Raw genomic sequence first — 16,515 nt, forward strand, 5'->3', positions numbered from 1 at the left:
AAGGATGGGACGGGTAGGGGCGGCGGGGGCGAGAATCTCTCGCTCAGGGCCAGCGCAGCAGTGCGCCCAGGCCGCCCGCCGGGGTCTCCCGCTGGGACGCCGGGGTCACGGACAGGGCCCCCGCCCCCGTGGCGACCGCGCAGCGGATCAGTGCGTCGTCGGCGCGGGACGACCACGAGTGCTGCTCGCCGAGGATCTTGAGGTCCGTCCGGCGCACCGCCAGCTGGTCGGGTTCCTCGCCGATCCACACCTCGCGGTGCGCGTCAGGACCGTCCGGCCGGATCAGGAGCTCGTCGATACGGTGCTCACGCGCCGCCTCGACGAGCGCGGGAACGCCCTCCACCGCCCCGGCACGCCCCTCGGACCCGGGTTCGCGCGCCGCCAGGAACCGCTCCAGCTCCCGCACGGCCCGCTGCCGTACATGATCCTCCCGCGCCCGTTCGACGTCCTCGTCGAGCAGCCGGCTGTCGGTGCCGTGCGGGGCCTCCACCACGAGGTCGTGCAACCGCTGCGGCAGCCGGTCGTGCACCGTCCGCCGCTCCCGGTCGTCACCCACGAGGATCAGCAGGTCGGCACGGGTCTCCTCCTGGCAGACGGTGAGCGCGTCGGCGATCTCGGCCGCGTTGTGCTCCCAGGTGTTCTCCACCTTGAGCTGGAAGTGCCGCTCGGACCAGTCGGCCGTGCTCGTCCGGTGGATCGGATGCGGTCGGCCGGTGACCGTACCGACGTCCTGCCGGCCCAGCGCGGTACGCAGCTCGAAGGCGGCGCCCCGGCGGTCGACGTAGGCCACCACGCAGACCGGGTCCTCGCCCGCCAGCTCCAGAAGCGGCGTGGTGTGCGGCAGCGGCGCCCAGTCGGCGCTGTCGCGCAGCGGGGCGCGGGACAGCGGCGGATCCAGTACCACCTCACCCGCTCGGGCGAAGATCGCGCGGCCATGGGGTTCGGAGGAGTGCCGCAGTTCCTCCAGCGCTTCCCGTACGGCCCGGCAGGTCGCGTCGTCGGCGCCCTGCCCGGCGAGCTCCCGGGACAGGGCCCGAGCCGTCAGGTGCCGTTCATGGGGGGTGTCCTCCGTGTGCCGGGAGGTGTCCACGTATACGGAGGCCCAAGGGCCGGGGTGTTCGTACAGTGGGTTCAGGAAGGCGAGATCCATGGTCTGTCTCTCCTGTACGCCGCTCGGGTGCTGTGTGCTCCACGGGCGGGTACCCGGACCGCATGATTGAACACGACGAGCGGGGCACCACCATGACCGGAGTCGACCCCAGCCGGCTGGACGACCAGCAGCTCATGAAGGAGCTGGAGACCATCCACCGGACGCGTCACGACACGCTGCTGTACGGCTCGAACGGCGCGCTGCGGGCCCACAACGAACGCATGGCGCAGCTGGAGGGCGAATACCTGCGCCGCAACCCGCGCCGCACGGTGGCCGCGGGCCGCACCCGCGAGGGCGCCCGCGACCGCAACGTGTGATGAGCGGGGCGTGCGCCGCGCACGCCCCGCTCATCACGGCTGATCATCCGGCGCTCAGCGCGCTCAGCGCGCTCAGCGCCGCACCGGCGGACGCCCCCAGTGCCGGTGCGCCGACAGGGCGGCCTTGAAGGCCTCCAGGAAGTCCCCGCTCGCCGGACCGGGTGACGTGTCCGTCACCACGCCCTGGTCGACCACCGTGTGGTGGAACTCGGCAGACAGCCGTACACCTTCCGGCTCCAGGGACGACAGGACGCCCACGCCGGAGCCGAGCGCGCCGACCGGCTTGCCGTGCCGGTAGGCGTCCCGGACGAAACGCATCGCGTCCTGATCGGCGGCCGTGGGCGGGGTGCCGTGGGGGCCGCCGGGCACCAGTACGGCGTCGTACAGCACGGAGGCGACGGTCGGCAGTGCGCGGTCGACCTCGCACCGGTCACCGTGCGCCCCGGCGACCGTACCGTCCGTCGGCGCCAGCGCCTCGACGATCGCGCCCTCGGCCGTGAGCGCCTCACGCACCGAGTCGACCTGCGCGGTGTCAACGCCGTCCGTGACCAGGACCGCGATCTGCCGGGTGCGGATCGAGCCGTCGCCGCGCTGCGACTCCAGGCTCAGCGCGGGGGAGGAGAGCTTGTCCGCCGCCTGCGTCCCGGACGGCTCCGGCACCCCGATGCCGCGCGCCACCTGGGCGGCGAGGTCGCCGTTCACCTGGGCGAGATGCTCGACCGTCCGGGCCCGCACCTCCTTCGCGCCGACCTTGCCGAGCTCGAACCGGAACGCCGCGACGATGTGCTGCTTCTCCCAGTCCGCCATGCTGTTCCAGAACATCGCCGGCTGGCTGTAGTGGTCCTGGAAACTCGGGCTCCGGCGCCGGATCTTGGCGCCGTCGACGCGTTCGGCGTAGTGCGTGTACGCGCTGCCGTCGACACCGGCGTGCGCGGGGCAGCCGCCGCCGAGGGAGTTCGGGAAGTAGTTCGTGCCCCGGTGGATCGCGCTCTGGTGGTAGCCGTCGCGCTGGTTCGTGCGTACGGGCGCCACCGGCCGGTTCACCGGAATCTGGGCGAAGTTGGGACCGCCCAGCCGGATCAACTGCGTGTCCAGGTAGGAGAAGTTGCGGGCCTGGAGCAGCGGGTCGTTGGTGAAGTCGATTCCGGGGACGATGTTCGCCGTGTGGAACGCGACCTGCTCGGTCTCGGCGAAGAAATTCTCCGGGTTGCGGTTCAGGACCATCCGGCCGATCGGGCGGACCGGCACCTGTTCCTCCGGGATGATCTTCGTGGCGTCGAGGAGGTCGAAGTCGAAGGCGAACTCGTCCTCCTCCGCGACGAGTTGGACACCCAGTTCCCACTCCGGGTACTCGCCCGCCTCGATCGCGTCCCACAGGTCACGCCGGTTGAAGTCCGGGTCACGGCCCTGGCACTCCTGCGCCTCGTCCCACACCAGCGACTGCACGCCCAGCCGCGGCTTCCAGTGGAACTTCACGAACGTGCCCTTCCCGTCCGCGTTCACGAACCGGAAGGTGTGCACGCCGAAGCCCTGCATCATGCGGTAGCTGCGCGGGATGGCCCGGTCCGACATCAGCCACATGATCGCGTGCAGCGTCTCCGGCTGCAGCGACACGAAGTCCCAGAGGGTGTCGTGCGCGGAGGCGCCGGTGGGAATGTCGTTGTGCGGCTCGGGCTTCACCGCGTGCACGAAGTCGGGGAACTTGATGCCGTCCTGGATGAAGAAGACCGGGAAGTTGTTCCCGACCAGGTCGTAGTTCCCCTCCGACGTGTAGAACTTGGTCGCGAAACCGCGCACGTCCCGCACGGTGTCCGCCGACCCCTTCGGCCCCTGCACCGTGGAGAACCGCACGAACACCGGGGTCCGTACGGCCGGGTCCTGGAGGAACGCCGCGCGCGTGAACTCCGCGCAGGACTCGTACGGTTCGAAATAGCCGTACGCCCCCGCCCCGCGCGCGTGGACCACCCGCTCCGGGATCCGCTCGTGGTCGAAGTGGGTGAGCTTCTCCCGGAAGTGGAAGTCCTCCATCAGCGTCGGCCCGCGCTCCCCGGCGGCGAGCGAGTCGTCGGTGTGGTCGACCTCCACGCCCTGGTCGGTGGTGAGCGGCCCGGCCGTCGGGTCGTCCGCCCGGAAGGCCTCCCGCTGCTCCTCCTTGCGGTTCCCCATTACGACGCCTCCCTCGCGAACACTTCCAGGAACGTCTCGCAGAACGCCTTCAGGTCGTCCGGCATACGGCTGGTGACCAGCTTGTTCGGACCGTGGTCGCAGATCCGCACCTGCTCGTCCACCCAGGTGCCGCCCGCGTTACGGACGTCCGTCTGCAGACTCGGCCAGGAGGTCAGCACCCTCCCGCGCACCACGTCCGCCTCCACCAGCATCCAGGAGGCATGGCAGATCGCGGCGACCGGGCGGCCCTGGTCGAAGAAGTCCCGCACGAAGGCCACGGCCTTGCGGTTCATCCGCAGATAGTCCGGGTTGGCGACGCCGCCCGGCAGGACCAGCGCGCCGAAGGAGTCGGCGGACGTCTCGCCCACGACCTCCTGCACCGGGAACTTGTCCGCCTTGTCGAGATGGTGGAACGCCTGGATCGTGCCCGGCTTCGTCGACACGAGCACCGGCTCATGGCCCGCGTCGACCACCGCCTGCCATGGATCGGTGAGCTCGACCTGCTCGACGCCCTCGGGGGCGGTCAGAAATGCGATACGCATGATGTCTCAACGTCCTTCCGTGGCCCTGAAGTGGGCCTCGTCGCTCGTGAAACGCTTCTTGTCCCGCCGACGGGCACGCACGCACCGCCACAGCTCCTCGCCGTACGGCAGCAGCACACAGGCCCCGATGGCGACGCCGATGCCCGCGAGATAGCCGCGCGACAGCGGCCGCCGGCGCGGCACCAGACGCCACGCGTCGGGATCGCCCCGGCCGCCGCGCAGCAGGGACTTCACCTGGTCGGCGTGCAGACACATCAGCACCGTCAGTCCGCCGAACGGCAGCGACTCCAGGAAGCCGTGGATGTGCCGCTCGACCGGCTTGACCTCGCGGTCGCTGCCGACGGCCGTCCGCACCTCCCACAGCGCGGTCGCCTCGTGCGCGGCCGTCGCGCCCGGTTGGAGGCTCCGCAGCAGCGGGTTGACCTCGTAACGCAGGGTCAGCGCGATGGGGATACCGACCTCGGTCATCATCAAGGTGGGGGCACCTCCCACGCCTTGAGGGCAGTGGGGGAGGATGAGTGTTTCCTTGACGCCCGCCGTCTCCTCGATCCGGGTCCGGCGGTGCATCCACCAGTCGGCCACGCCCGGGACGAGGCGTCGCCGACGTCGACGGTGACTCCGGAGATGGTGATCTCGGCGGCCTGGTCTCGGCTCATCCGATCACTCGTCCGGAGCCGCACGGCTGATCTCGGCCAGCGCCGAGTCGGGATCCTGGGTCTCGGCCACATCCCCGAGGCTGATGACGCCGACCGGCAGCCCGTCCTCGACGACCGGCAGTCGCCGTACCGCGTGCTCGCGCATCAACGCGACCGCCACGGACACCCGCTCGCCCGGGTCGATCACCACCGGGTCCCGGGTGCACACCGACCGGGCGCTCACCGTCAGCGGGTCGGCGCCGTCCGCGACCGCCCGCACCGTGATGTCACGGTCGGTGAGGACGCCCACGACGTCCTGGCCGTCGGCCACCACGACGTCGCCGATGTCCTGCGCCCGCATCAGCTGCGCCGCCTCGACGAGCGAGGCGTCCGGGCGCACGGCGACCACACCCGGCGTCATGACGTCCCTCACGAAATCAGCCATCCCTGGTCCCCCTGCGCTCCCCGGTCCCGGTCAGGGCCTCGGCCAGTTGCTGGACGTTGGCGTAGCGCGTCGAGCGCGGCAGGCGCTCCAACGACTCGACCAGAGCGTCGGGCGCGTACCCGCGGCGCAGGGCCACGGCCAGTTCCCGGGGGCTCGCCGGGAAGGCGCTGCGGCCCAGGATGCGCGCCAGTTCGAGCCGGACCGTCGCCAGGGACGCCGTACTCCCCGGTGTCACCGGACCACCCGCGACCTCCGGATCGTCATCGGCGGACGGCTCCGGGTCGTGCCACTCCTCGGTCCGGGTGGGGTGGCCGGACCTCAGCAGTCCTTGCAGTTCATGCTTCATCTCGTCGTCACGGTGAACGCTCAGCCGGTCACTGCCTCGCTGCATGACTCCCTCCAGATCTTCGGCGTGCGCACCGCGTACCCGTACATCCGGGGGCAACACAGGGTTTGCGCACCGGAAGGGGGGAGACCCGGTCCCTTACCCCCCACGCACGTTCTGCTCCGGGGAAGGACCAGGTCATGGCACTGCTCGCTGTGCTCCTCCCACTGCTCATGCTCGGCGTGGTGCTGGCACTGGGCCGTTACGAGGATTTGCTGCTCCCGAAGGACCCCAACGAGGCGGACCGGCCGGAGGGGGCGGCGCTCGGACACTGAGGCGTCGCCCTTCGCTGAGCCGGCATTCGGCACGGGGCCGGTCGCCCCGGCCCTGTTCCGGCCCGCTATTGCCCCCCCGGACTGCCGGGCGGGCGTCGGCAGGCGGTCGGCGCCCTCGCCGCCCGCCCGCACTCCCTCGCACCGCCTCCGCGGCGCCGTTCAACAGTTCAGTTCAGTGGCCCTTCTTCTCCCGCCCCGGCAGGAACTCCTGCATCTTGGCCTTGAATCCCTGCTTGATCATCGACCCGCGATCCGCGTCCCCCTTCAGGATCGACGAGGCCGTGGCCTCCATCTGCTCCCAGGTGGCGTGCGGCGGGATCGGGGGTACGGCGGGGTCGGTGAGGAACTCGATGACCGCGGGGCCGTCCGCCTCCAGGCCCGCGCGCCAGCCGGCCTCGACGTCCTCGGGCTTCTCGACGCGGATGCCGGTCAGGCCTAGGGAGCGGGCGAAGGCGGCGTACTGCACGTCGGGGAGCTCCTGGGAGGGCAGGAAGGACGGGGCGCCCTCCATCGCGCGCATCTCCCAGGTGACCTGGTTGAGGTCGTGGTTGTTCCACACGGCCACCACCAGCCGCGGATCCTCCCACAGATCCTTGTACTTCGCCGCCGTGATCAGCTCCGCCAGGCCGTTCATCTGCATCGCGCCGTCACCGACCAGGGCGATCGCCGGACGGTCCGGGTGGGCGAACTTGGCGCCGATCGCGTACGGCACACCGCAGCCCATCGTCGCCAGGGTCCCGGAGAGCGACCCGCGCATGCCCGGCCGCATCGTCAGATGGCGGGCGTACCAGTTCGCCGCGGAGCCCGAGTCGGAGGACACGATCGCGTTGGCGGGGAGCAGCGGGTCCAGGGCGCGGGCGACGTACTCCGGGTTGATGGGGTCGGCGGACTGGTTCGCGCGCCGGTCCATCACCTCGCTCCAGCGCACCACGTTGTCGCACACCGTGTCGTACCACTCGCGACCGCGCTCCTCGGACCTGATCAGCGGGATCAGTCGCTCCAGCGTCGCCTTCGCGTCGCCGACGAGGTTCACCTCGTACGGATAGCGCATCCCGACCATGTGCGGATCGATGTCGATCTGCACACCCCGCGCATCGTCGAAGTCCGGCAGGAACTGGGTGTACGGGAAGGAGGACCCGATGGTCAGCAGGGTGTCGCAGTCCCGCATGAGTTCGTACGACGGGCGGGTGCCGAGCAGGCCGATCGAGCCGGTGACATACGGCAGTTCATCGCTCAGGACGTCCTTGCCGAGCAGCGCCTTGGCCACGCCGGCGCCGAGCAGTTCGGCGATCCGCTCCACCTCGGCCCGCGCGCCGGCCGCGCCCTGCCCGACCAGGATGGCCACCTTGTCACCGGCGTTGAGGATTTCGGCGGCCCGGCGGATCGAGTCGTCCGAGGGGATCGCCGTCCAACTGCTGCGGTCCAGGCTGGAGGGCACCATCTTGAACTCGTGCGTGGGCGGCGAGTAGTCGAGCTCCTGCACGTCGCCGGGGATGATGATCGCCGTGGGGGCGCGACGCGCGTACGCGGTGCGGATCGCCCGGTCCAGGACGTTCGGCAGCTGCTCGGGGACCGTCACCGTCTCCACGAAGTCCGAGGCGACGTCCTTGAACAGCGTGTGCAGGTCCACCTCCTGCTGGTACGAGCCGCCCATCGCGGTGCGGTGCGTCTGGCCGACGATCGCCAGGACGGGGACATGGTCGAGCTTGGCGTCGTACAGGCCGTTCAGGAGGTGGATCGCGCCGGGTCCGGACGTCGCCGCGCACACCCCGAGACGGCCGCTGAACTTGGCGTAACCGACCGCCTGGAACGCGGACATCTCCTCGTGCCGGGACTGGATGAAACGGGGCTCGTTCTCGGCGCGGCCCCACGCGGCGAGCAGGCCGTTGATGCCGTCGCCGGGATAGCCGAAGACGTGCTCCACACCCCACTCGCGAAGGCGCTGCAGGACATGGTCGGCGACCTTGGTGCTCATGCGGGACCTCCTGGGTCCGGTGGGGGACTGTGCGGCTCCGCTCCGAGTGACCCCGCGGGACGGTGGAAAACCTGCCCGGTGGTTTGGGGCCCGGGGGTGGGGGCAGGCGAAGAAACAGTGCTTCGGACAGGAGGCACGTCCGTGGGAGCGGGGATCCCCCGCCACGGGTGTGTCCCGCTCCGGTGCGCGCCCGCACTCCCATGGTGACCGTCCAAGCCAGAGCACAACCAAGGGAGTTGCGACGCCCGATGCCCACTTCAGTGAGCGCGAAGCACCACCCCCACGACGACGCCCCCGACACCGCGGAGGACTTCCGCAAGCTCGCCACGCTGCCCGAGGGGCAGCAGCGCGACACCCTCCGCGAGAGGATCGTCGAGGCGTGGCTGCCCATGGCCGACCGGCTGGCCGGACGGTTCCGCAGCCGCGGCGAGAGCTTCGACGACCTGCGCCAGGTCGCCGCCCTCGGGCTGGTCAAGGCCGTGGACCGATACGACCCCGAACGCGGCAACGCCTTCGAGAGCTACGCCGTGCCCACCATCACCGGTGAGATCAAGCGGCACTTCCGCGACCACATGTGGACGCTGCATGTGCCGCGCCGGGTGCAGGACCTGCGTAACCGTGTGCGCTTCGCCGTCCAGGACCTGCAGAACGTCTCCGGTCGCCGGCCGACGGTCGCCGAGATCGCCGCGCACGCGGACATGAGCGAGGCCGACGTCAAGGTCGGACTGGAGGCACTGGAGAGTTTCACCGCCCTGTCGCTGGACGCGGAGCTGCCCGGCAGCGAGGACGGGTATTCGCTGAGCGATGCGTTGGGTTCCGCCGATCCCGCGCTGGACACCGTCGTCGATCGTGAGGCGGTCGCGCCTCGGCTGGCGGCTCTGCCCGAGCGTGAGCGGGCGATTCTGTACATGCGGTTCTTCGGGGACATGACGCAGAGCCGGATCGCCGAGCAGCTCGGGATCTCGCAGATGCATGTGTCCCGGCTGATCAGCCGGTGCTGCAGTCGGGTGCGGGAGCAGGTTCTGAGCGACGTCGGCTGAGGAGCGGTTGCGCCGTGGGGGTGCTAGGGGGTTCCTGTTGCCGCCAGTGCCATGTGGCGGGACATGGTGTCCAGCGCCTTGGCCTCTGCCATCGAGAACGCCAGGCGGGCTCCGCAGCGGAAAAGTGTGAGTACGCCCTGTACGGCGCCCTCGACCACGACAGGCACGCACAGCAGTGATGTGACGTTCGCCTGTACGAGGACGGGGGCGCCGTCGGTGTCGTGGCCGAAGGCGTCCGGGTTCGGGGGGCGGACCTGGAGGGTGGGGGAGGCGGTGCGTGCCGTCTCCACGACGAGGGGGCAGGCGGCCGGGGACTGGGACGACAGCGTCTTCGCCGCCTTCGCCGAGGGGGCCAGCACCGTCGTACGGGAAAGCCCCGCCGTGCCCGTGTCGGCGATCACCCAGTCGGCGAAGCGGCCGTGGAGGACCCGGGCCGCCTGCCGGACGACCGCCTCGCGGTCGCCGCGCGGGGCGGTCAGCAAGGTCGTCGTCATCTCGTCCAGGACGTCCATCAGGGCCGCGTGCCGTGTGGTCTCCGTGAGGTCGGGGACCTGGGTCGTCGGACTCTCGCCCGCACCCGGGGACCCGGACGCGCCGAGGTCGCCGGGCTGCAGCACCACCAGCACGGTGGTGTGCGGCTCGCCGCTCGGGCGTACGGCGGTCAGGGTCGCGTGGACCGGCACGGACGGGCGCTGCTGGAGGTGCACCGTGAGGCTGCGGTCGCCCTCGCCGCGGGCCACCGCCGCCGCCTGCGAACGGAACGCGGCCCGGTCGGCGTGGGCGAGGAACCCGGTCAGCGGCCGGCCCGTCGCATAACCCGCCCGGACACCGGTGAAGGACGTCCCGGCGAAGTTCAGCCGACGCACCACCGCCTCCCGGTCCACCAGCGCCACCGGGAGCGGAAACCGCTGGAACACCGCCCGGAGCAGATGCTGCTCCTGACGGTCGGCGGACGACGTACGGGGCGGCCCGCTGGAGGACAGCCGCTCGTACCACGGCCACAACTGGTCTGCGACATGGTCGAGTTCGAAGATCGCCGCGTCCAGTACGGTCGGCAGGTCCCCTTCCGACACGGACCGCGCCGCCTTGAGTTCCGCGACGCGGCGCACGAAATCCGCGAGCTCTTCACCGAATTCGTCGGTCTTCGCCATAGGAATGAACCTAGCTCGTGGCGACGGACGCCGGGACAGCGGGGAGCCAACAGGCCCGCCCTGTTCTTCCGCTGTTTTCCCCGCGTGGGTGCGGGAACGCGCAGGAGGAGAGGAGGAGTTGAGGATGTCCGCTCACCACCCCGCAGGTCACTGGGGACACGAGTCCGCCGAAGCCGCCCTGCCCGGGCGCCGGTTGTCCGAGCTGGTCGAACAGGCCGTGCGCTGCACCCCCGAGTGCTGCGGAGCGAGCAGCATGGTGGCCGAGCCGGCGGCCGAGCGGCCCGCCGCCGTCACCCACCCCGACCTGGCCGGCCTCGTCGCCGTGCAGCTCCGCTCCGGGGACGGACCCATTCCGGCCGCCCTGGAACGCGGTGAGCCCGTCGACTCGGCCGACCTGCTGCGCGACGAACGCTGGCCGCAGTACCGCGCCATGGCGCTCGACTCGGGCGTGCGCTCCAGCGTCACGCTCCCGTTCCGCCGCCCCGGACTGACGGTGACACTGAGTCTCTACAGCTTCCGCCCCGGCGCCCTGGAGGACGTCGCCCACGGGCCCGTGCACGCCCTCGGCGACTTCGCCGCCAGCTGCCTGGTCCGCGACCGCTCCTACCGCGCGGCGCTCACCGAGCTCGACCATCTCGGCACCGCCCTGCGCACCCGGCCCGTCGTCGACCAGGCGTGCGGCATCGTCATGCACGTCCTCGGGTGCGACGCCGACGCCGCCTTCGGCGTACTGCGCCGCATCTCCCAGGGCACCAACCGCAAGCTCTCCGACGTCGCGTCCGGGGTCGTCAGCCGACGGGGACGCGGGCTGGAGCGTGACTTGGCGGCACTGCTGAACTGACGGGGCGCGTCGGGGCACGCGACGGGGACGGGGCGGGGACACGGCGGAGACAGGGCGGGGAGGGGGATGTCACCCGCTCGGCCGTCTCTCGTCCCGCGAATGGTGCCCGGCCGCGCGCGCCCGGACGCCGGGCGGGCTGTCATGGCTGCGGGGGCACGACCGCCGTACCCCCGCAGCCGTCGGCCGAAGGAGCTCACCCCATGCGCCGCACCGCCCGCGCCCTGTCCGTCGCCGCCTTGGCCGGTGTCGTCCTGGGCTTCGCCGCCTCGGCCGTCTTCGCGGAACCGACCGCGGAGGTCAGCCCCGGCAGCGTCTCCCCGGGCGACAGCGTCACCGTCTCGGTCTCCTGCGACCCCCTCGGCGGGACCGCGCCCGCCACCCTCGACGCCACCTCACAGGCCTTCGAAGAGGGGACCGTCGAGCTGAAGCGGGTCTCCGGCAACGACGAGAAGGAGGCCGGTCCCGCCTACAGCGGTACCGCCCGCATCCCCCCGGCCGACAACGTCGAGGGCGACCCGGACGCGGTCGGATCGGACTCCGCGTGGACGGTCGACGGCACCTGCCCGGCGGCGGCCGGTGGGGAGGGCACGCCGTGGAGCGCGACGTTGAGGGTCGCTCTCGACAGCGGTGGCGGGCCGGGCGCCAAGGACGCAGGGACGGACGGAGGCATGGACGGAGGGACGGGCGCAGGCCAAGAGGGCGGTACGGACGGAGGCATGGGCGGCTCGGCCGGTGGCCAGGGCGGGATGGAGGGAGGCCAGGATGGCGTCGAAGGTGGGCAGGGTGGCATCGAGGGAGGCCAGGGCGGCACCGAAGGTGGCCAGGGTGGCATCGAGGGAGGCCGGGGCGGCATCGAAGGCGGCCAGGGCGGCGGCCAGGGCTGGATGGAGGGTGGCAGCGGCGCCACGGACGGCGGTGGTCAGCACTGCGCCGATCCCCGTTCGGACATTCCCGAATCCGACATGGCCGAACCCGGCGGGGCCGAGACGGACTGCGCCGACGAGGCGACCCACCACGGCGTGCGGGCCGGCTCCGGCGGCACCTTCACCGACTCCGTCCCCGCCCTGGTCACCGGCGGTTTCCTGATCGCGGGCGCGGCCGGCGGCGCGGTGTACCGACTGCGCCGCAAGACGCCCACCACGGAGGACTGACGCACACCGGCGCTGTGACGGGCGCAACCCCTGCGGGCGCCCATGGGCCGGCGGCACGATGGGTACTCACTGAGGCACCAGGCACAGCGCGGAGGCACGAATGCGCCCGACGGACCCAGAAGGCCACGGCCCCGTCCGCTACGGGCCACCGCTGCCGGGCGACGGGCTGCCCGTGCTGCCCGAGCTGGCCGCCGTCCTCGCCGCGGCCGCCGGACGGGCCGCAAGCGAACCGGTCGGGGGCGGCACCCCACTCCTGGAGGCCGCGTGCGGTTACTGGGACCGGCGCGGGCTGCCGACCGAGCCCGCACAGGCGGTGGCCGCCCCCGGGGCGCCCGCCCTGCTGCTCGCCCTGACCGCCGCGCTCGGCGGCGACGTCCTGGTGCCCAGGCCCTGCGCCGCCTGGTGGGCGCCGTACGCACGCCTGTTGGGCAGACCCGTCTTCCATGTGGCGACCGCGGCCGAGAGCGGCGGTGTGCCGGATCCGTACGCCCTCCTGGAGACCGTCCGCCGGGTCCGCGCCGAGGGCGGCGACCCGCGGCTGCTCGTGCTGTCCGTCGCCGACGACCCCACCGCCACCGTGACCCCGCCCGAGGCAATGCACGAGACCCTGGAGGCCGCCACCGACGAGGGGCTGCACCTGGTCAGCGACGAGACCTGGCGCGACACCGTGCACGCCCCGCATGACACCGTGCTGCTCAGCCCCGCCGAGATGCTGCCCGAGCAGGTCACCGTCGTCACCGACCTGGCCGGTGCCCACCTCCCGCCGGGCTGGCCGGCCGCGGTCGCCCGGTTCCCCGCGGACGGCGCCGGGAGCGACCTCCACGCGCGCGTGCTCGACGTACTCACCGCGCTCGGGGCCCGGGTCGCCGCCCCGGTCGCCCACGCCGCCGGGTACGCGCTGGAGGAACCAGAACCGGTCACCGAGCGGATCACCGCCGCCGTACGCCTGCACGCGCGCGTGGCCGCCGCCGCGCATGCCGCCGCCGTGGGAGCGGGCGCCGTGGCGCGGCCCCCGCAGGCCGGGCGGCACCTGTACGTCGACCTCGGCCCCCTGCGCGCCGGGCTGTCCGCGCACGGCGTGGGGGACGCGCAGGACCTGGAGGACTTCCTCGCCGCCCGGCTCGGCATGCCCGCGCCCGGCGGACACCGCTTCGGTGACGACCTCGGCGCGCTGCGGGTGCGGCTGTCCACCGGCCCGCTGCTGGCCGGCACGGACGCGGAACGGGCGGAGTGCATCACCTCACCCTCGCCGCTGGAACTGCCGCACGTGCACCGTGCGTTGATCCACTTGACGTCGGTCTTCGACGATCTCCGTGACGAAGCTCAGCGATGGGAGCCTCCTCGATGACGCAGCAGTCCGAGTCACCCACGTCGACAACACCGCGCAGGCCCACCCGGGAAGCCGGCGCTCCGGCGGACCCGTCACCCTTCGCGCCCGCGTTCCCGCCCCTGCCCGCACCCCGCCCGCTGGGCGAACGCCGGGTGTGGCCGCGGACCTTCCACGACCGGCTCACCGCCCCGCTGCCCGACATCAAGACCCTCGCCCGCTTCGCCCGCGAAGGCTCCGTACGCCCCGGCCGGGAGGGCCTCGCCGACATCCCCCGGCTGCCCTTCGAGCCGCGCCCCGTGCCCCGCGTGGACGCACGCACGGTTGCCGTCTCCTGGGCGGGGCACGCCAGTTGGGTCGTGCGGATCGGCGGACTGACCGTCCTCACCGACCCCGTCTGGTCCCGCCGCATCCTCGGCACCCCGGCCCGGATCACCCCCGTCGGCATCGCCTGGAGCGCCCTGCCGCGTGTCGACGCGGTCGTCATCAGCCACAACCACTACGACCACCTGGACGCCCCCACCCTGCGCCGACTCCCGCGCGACACCCCCGTGTTCGTGCCCGCCGGCCTCGCCGCCTGGTTCCGTCGCCGCCGGTTCACGCAGGTCACCGAGCTGGACTGGTGGGAGGCGGCCGAACTGTCCGGCGTCCGCTTCGACTTCGTCCCCGCGCACCACTGGTCCAAGCGCACCCTCACCGACACCTGCCGCAGTCTGTGGGGCGGCTGGGTCCTCACCGCCCCCGACGGACAGCGCGTGTACTTCGCGGGCGACACCGGCTACGGCCACTGGTTCACCCACATCGGCGAGCGCTACCCCGGCATCGACCTCGCCCTGCTCCCCATCGGCGCCTACGACCCCCGCTGGTGGCTCAGCGACGTCCACTGCGACCCGGAGGAGGCGGTGCGAGCGGCCCAGGATCTCGGCGCGCGCCGGATGGCACCGATGCACTGGGCCACGTTCGTGCTGTCGGCGGAACCGGTCCTGGAGCCGCTCACGCGGGTGCGTGCGGCATGGGAGAAGGCGGGCCTGGACCGCGAGGACCTGTGGGACATGCCCGTTGGCGGCTCACGGGTGCTTGATATCGCCGCGTAAGGGTCCCAACCTCAGGGGCGCGGGGCTGTATCGATACGCGGCTCCGCCGCGTGGGCGCGACCAGCCACAACGAAGCCCGCACCCCGCAACGAAACCTCACCGGGCAGGTCGAACCCGCTTCCACACGGTTGGCGCCACACTGATGACCAACGTCAACGCGACCGCCGCGACCACACCCTCCCAAGGCTCCGAGAACAGCGACCCCCCAAGAATCCCGATCAGCTGATACGTCACCGCCCAGGCGAGGCACGCCGGCAAGTTGCCCCGCGCGAACCTCCGCATCGGCCACTTCGCCAGCAGACACGCCAACATCACGGGCAACCGCCCCGCCGGCACCAGCCGGGACAGCACCAGCACAGCCACCCCGTGCGCGGCGAGCTTCTCCTGTGCCTGCGCGAGCCGGTCCTCCGGCGCGCGCGAGCGGATGGCCTCCAGCCACCGCGAGCCGTTCTTCGACTTCATGCCGCGCCGCCCCAGCCAGTACAGCGTCGCGTCGCCCAGGAACGCGGCCGTCGACGCCGTCACGAACACCAGCGCCATCGAGAACGGTGCCGTCTGGTGAAACGCCACCACCGCCGCCGAACTCACCAGCGCGCCCGTCGGGATCACCGGCACCAGCGCCCCGATCAGCACCAGCAGGAACAGCGACGGATAGCCGATCGCCTGCTGCGTCGACTGCGTCGGCACCACCACCGTCGTGGCGGCGGCCAGCAGCGTCACCGGGTCACCTCCGGGCGCACGCGCTCCCCGTGCGCGAGCCGATGCACCGACACGCCGGGCGCGCGCTCCGCCGCGATCCGCGCGAACTCGTCGCCGGGTGCGTGGAATTCATGGGGGCGTACGGCATCCATGCCGATCGGCCAGTACGTGCCGTAGTGCACCGGCACAGCGCTGCGCGGCGCGAGCCGGGCCAGCGCCTCGGCGGCCCGCCCCGCGTCGAGATGGCCCTCCCCGAGATACGGTCCCCAGCCGCCGACCGGCAGCAACGCCACGTCGACCGGCCCGACTTCTTTCGCCATCGCGTCGAACAGCCCTGTGTCCCCGGCGAAGTACGTGCGTGCCGCGCCCTCGATGACATAGCCGAGGGCGGGGGAGCGGCGCGGACCGACCGGCAGCCGCCGCCCGTCGTGCCGCGCGGGCACGGCCCGTACGGCCAGACCGCCCACCGTGGTCACGTCCCCCGGCTCCACCTCGCTCACCAGCAGGTGCGCGAGCCGGCGCAGGCCCGGCACCGCCCGGAGCGCGCCCCGGGGCACGAGCAGGCGGGTGCCCCGCTCCAGCCTGGCCAGGGACGGGACATGCAGATGGTCGGCGTGCAGATGGGAGACCACGGCGACGTCCGCGCGCCAGGCGCCGGGCGGTGGCAGCGCGCCCCGGCGGCGACGCAGATGTGCGAGCCGGCGCGCGAACAAGGGGTCAGTGAGAACACGTACGTTCGAATCCTCGACCGTGCAGGTGGCGTGCCCCCACCACGTGATCTCCACGGGCACCTTCTTTGCCCCCTTCGCGCGACTCCCCGAAGCGTACGTGCTGGAGTAGGGTCGGCGGCGAAACCCGGAGGTGAGGGGGACGCCATGGGGTCATCCGTAGTGCGCGTGACGGCGATCGCCAGTCTGACGCCGCTCGAAGAGCTGGACGCCGACCCCTTCCTGGTGGACTCCCGCAGCCAGCACGCCATGTGCGCGCGCTGGGCCGCCGACCACGGGTACGTCGTCGCGCGCGAGCTTCTCGTCCGCCGGTTGCGGGCCGACCACAGCGTCCTGTGGGAGGGCGTCCGCCCCGGCCTCGACCTGTTCGTGGCGCCCAGCCGCAGAGTGCTGGAGAGCGCGTTGTCGTCCGTCGAGGAGTTCACCGCGGAGTGCGCGCGGCGGGGGGTGCGGGTCGAGATCGTGGGGCGCGCGGAGCCGTTGTACGACGCGCAGATGAAGGCACGGGTGCACCGGAGGCTGTCGATGCCGACGGCCGGCTACGACGGTCGTTGACAGCCACCCTCAGCCCCTGCGGGGGCGGGTAGGGACGGC

18 protein-coding genes are annotated in these 16,515 nt (G+C 72.3%); 8 read left to right on the forward strand and 10 right to left on the reverse strand.

The features are described 5' to 3' along the window. Positions 1–43: 43 nt before the first annotated feature. On the reverse strand, positions 44–1,150 hold the full coding sequence (locus ABIE67_RS38530; RefSeq protein WP_370266167.1) for a Vms1/Ankzf1 family peptidyl-tRNA hydrolase: 1,107 nt from the start codon (positions 1,148–1,150) through the stop codon (positions 44–46). 62 nt (positions 1,151–1,212) lie between these two features. Here ABIE67_RS38530 and ABIE67_RS38535 point away from each other — a divergent pair, with 62 nt between their 5' ends. Further along, on the forward strand, positions 1,213–1,467 hold the full coding sequence (locus tag ABIE67_RS38535) for a DUF6158 family protein (RefSeq protein ID WP_030047991.1): 255 nt from the start codon (positions 1,213–1,215) through the stop codon (positions 1,465–1,467). Between the two features lie 72 nt (positions 1,468–1,539). Here ABIE67_RS38535 and ABIE67_RS38540 read toward each other — a convergent pair whose 3' ends face one another. From ABIE67_RS38540 to ABIE67_RS38560, 5 genes are all read right to left on the reverse strand, one after another. Further along, positions 1,540–3,633 (reverse strand): catalase, encoded by a 2,094-nt coding sequence (locus tag ABIE67_RS38540; protein ID WP_370266169.1) that lies wholly within the window; start codon positions 3,631–3,633, stop codon positions 1,540–1,542. Beyond that, on the reverse strand, positions 3,633–4,175 hold the full coding sequence (locus tag ABIE67_RS38545; RefSeq protein WP_370266170.1) for a type 1 glutamine amidotransferase domain-containing protein: 543 nt from the start codon (positions 4,173–4,175) through the stop codon (positions 3,633–3,635). Before ABIE67_RS38545 ends, ABIE67_RS38540 begins: the two co-directional genes overlap by 1 nt. A 6-nt stretch (positions 4,176–4,181) precedes the next feature. Beyond that, positions 4,182–4,757: a diguanylate cyclase gene (locus tag ABIE67_RS38550; RefSeq protein WP_370266171.1), complete on the reverse strand. Its 576-nt coding sequence runs from the start codon at positions 4,755–4,757 to the stop codon at positions 4,182–4,184. Positions 4,758–4,835: 78 nt separating this feature from the next. After that, positions 4,836–5,255: a CBS domain-containing protein gene (locus tag ABIE67_RS38555; protein ID WP_370266172.1), complete on the reverse strand. Its 420-nt coding sequence runs from the start codon at positions 5,253–5,255 to the stop codon at positions 4,836–4,838. Then, positions 5,248–5,646 carry a DUF2795 domain-containing protein gene (locus ABIE67_RS38560; RefSeq protein WP_370266173.1) on the reverse strand — a complete coding sequence of 133 codons (399 nt, stop codon included), beginning with the start codon at positions 5,644–5,646 and terminating at the stop codon, positions 5,248–5,250. Before ABIE67_RS38560 ends, ABIE67_RS38555 begins: the two co-directional genes overlap by 8 nt. A gap of 134 nt (positions 5,647–5,780) precedes the next feature. On the opposite strand from ABIE67_RS38560, the gene ABIE67_RS38565 reads away from it, so the two are divergent. Then, positions 5,781–5,915, forward strand: a complete 135-nt coding sequence (locus tag ABIE67_RS38565; RefSeq protein ID WP_370266175.1) for a hypothetical protein — start codon at positions 5,781–5,783, stop codon at positions 5,913–5,915. Between the two features lie 172 nt (positions 5,916–6,087). Here ABIE67_RS38565 and ABIE67_RS38570 read toward each other — a convergent pair whose 3' ends face one another. After that, positions 6,088–7,890, reverse strand: a complete 1,803-nt coding sequence (locus tag ABIE67_RS38570; protein ID WP_370266176.1) for a thiamine pyrophosphate-requiring protein — start codon at positions 7,888–7,890, stop codon at positions 6,088–6,090. A 248-nt stretch (positions 7,891–8,138) separates the two neighbouring features. On the opposite strand from ABIE67_RS38570, the gene ABIE67_RS38575 reads away from it, so the two are divergent. After that, complete coding sequence (locus ABIE67_RS38575; RefSeq protein WP_370266177.1) at positions 8,139–8,930, forward strand: RNA polymerase sigma factor SigF; 792 nt, start codon at positions 8,139–8,141, stop codon at positions 8,928–8,930. A gap of 23 nt (positions 8,931–8,953) precedes the next feature. On the opposite strand, the gene ABIE67_RS38580 is transcribed toward ABIE67_RS38575, so the two are convergent. Continuing rightward, on the reverse strand, positions 8,954–10,081 hold the full coding sequence (locus ABIE67_RS38580) for a GAF domain-containing protein (protein WP_370266178.1): 1,128 nt from the start codon (positions 10,079–10,081) through the stop codon (positions 8,954–8,956). A 124-nt stretch (positions 10,082–10,205) separates the two neighbouring features. On the opposite strand from ABIE67_RS38580, the gene ABIE67_RS38585 reads away from it, so the two are divergent. The 4 genes from ABIE67_RS38585 to ABIE67_RS38600 all read left to right on the forward strand — a co-directional run bounded on the left by ABIE67_RS38585 (position 10,206) and on the right by ABIE67_RS38600 (position 14,494). Next, positions 10,206–10,922, forward strand: a complete 717-nt coding sequence (locus ABIE67_RS38585) for an ANTAR domain-containing response regulator (protein WP_370266179.1) — start codon at positions 10,206–10,208, stop codon at positions 10,920–10,922. Between the two features lie 200 nt (positions 10,923–11,122). After that, positions 11,123–12,073: a hypothetical protein gene (locus ABIE67_RS38590; protein ID WP_370266180.1), complete on the forward strand. Its 951-nt coding sequence runs from the start codon at positions 11,123–11,125 to the stop codon at positions 12,071–12,073. A gap of 100 nt (positions 12,074–12,173) precedes the next feature. Beyond that, positions 12,174–13,421 carry an aminotransferase class I/II-fold pyridoxal phosphate-dependent enzyme gene (locus ABIE67_RS38595; protein ID WP_370266182.1) on the forward strand — a complete coding sequence of 416 codons (1,248 nt, stop codon included), beginning with the start codon at positions 12,174–12,176 and terminating at the stop codon, positions 13,419–13,421. Beyond that, positions 13,418–14,494 carry an MBL fold metallo-hydrolase gene (locus ABIE67_RS38600; RefSeq protein ID WP_370266183.1) on the forward strand — a complete coding sequence of 359 codons (1,077 nt, stop codon included), beginning with the start codon at positions 13,418–13,420 and terminating at the stop codon, positions 14,492–14,494. The genes ABIE67_RS38595 and ABIE67_RS38600 overlap by 4 nt, the downstream gene beginning before the upstream one ends. 96 nt (positions 14,495–14,590) lie before the next feature. Here the strand turns inward: ABIE67_RS38600 and ABIE67_RS38605 are convergent, their stop codons facing one another. Both ABIE67_RS38605 and ABIE67_RS38610 read right to left on the reverse strand, forming a co-directional pair. Next, positions 14,591–15,214, reverse strand: a complete 624-nt coding sequence (locus ABIE67_RS38605) for a DedA family protein (RefSeq protein ID WP_370266185.1) — start codon at positions 15,212–15,214, stop codon at positions 14,591–14,593. After that, a complete protein-coding gene (locus ABIE67_RS38610) occupies positions 15,211–15,984 on the reverse strand; it encodes an MBL fold metallo-hydrolase (RefSeq protein ID WP_370266186.1) in 774 nt (257 codons plus the stop codon). Before ABIE67_RS38610 ends, ABIE67_RS38605 begins: the two co-directional genes overlap by 4 nt. 84 nt (positions 15,985–16,068) lie before the next feature. Here ABIE67_RS38610 and ABIE67_RS38615 point away from each other — a divergent pair, with 84 nt between their 5' ends. Continuing rightward, positions 16,069–16,476 carry a hypothetical protein gene (locus ABIE67_RS38615; protein WP_370266187.1) on the forward strand — a complete coding sequence of 136 codons (408 nt, stop codon included), beginning with the start codon at positions 16,069–16,071 and terminating at the stop codon, positions 16,474–16,476. Positions 16,477–16,515 lie beyond the last annotated feature (39 nt).

This window comes from Streptomyces sp. V4I8 (assembly GCF_041261225.1).
GTDB lineage: Bacteria > Actinomycetota > Actinomycetes > Streptomycetales > Streptomycetaceae > Streptomyces.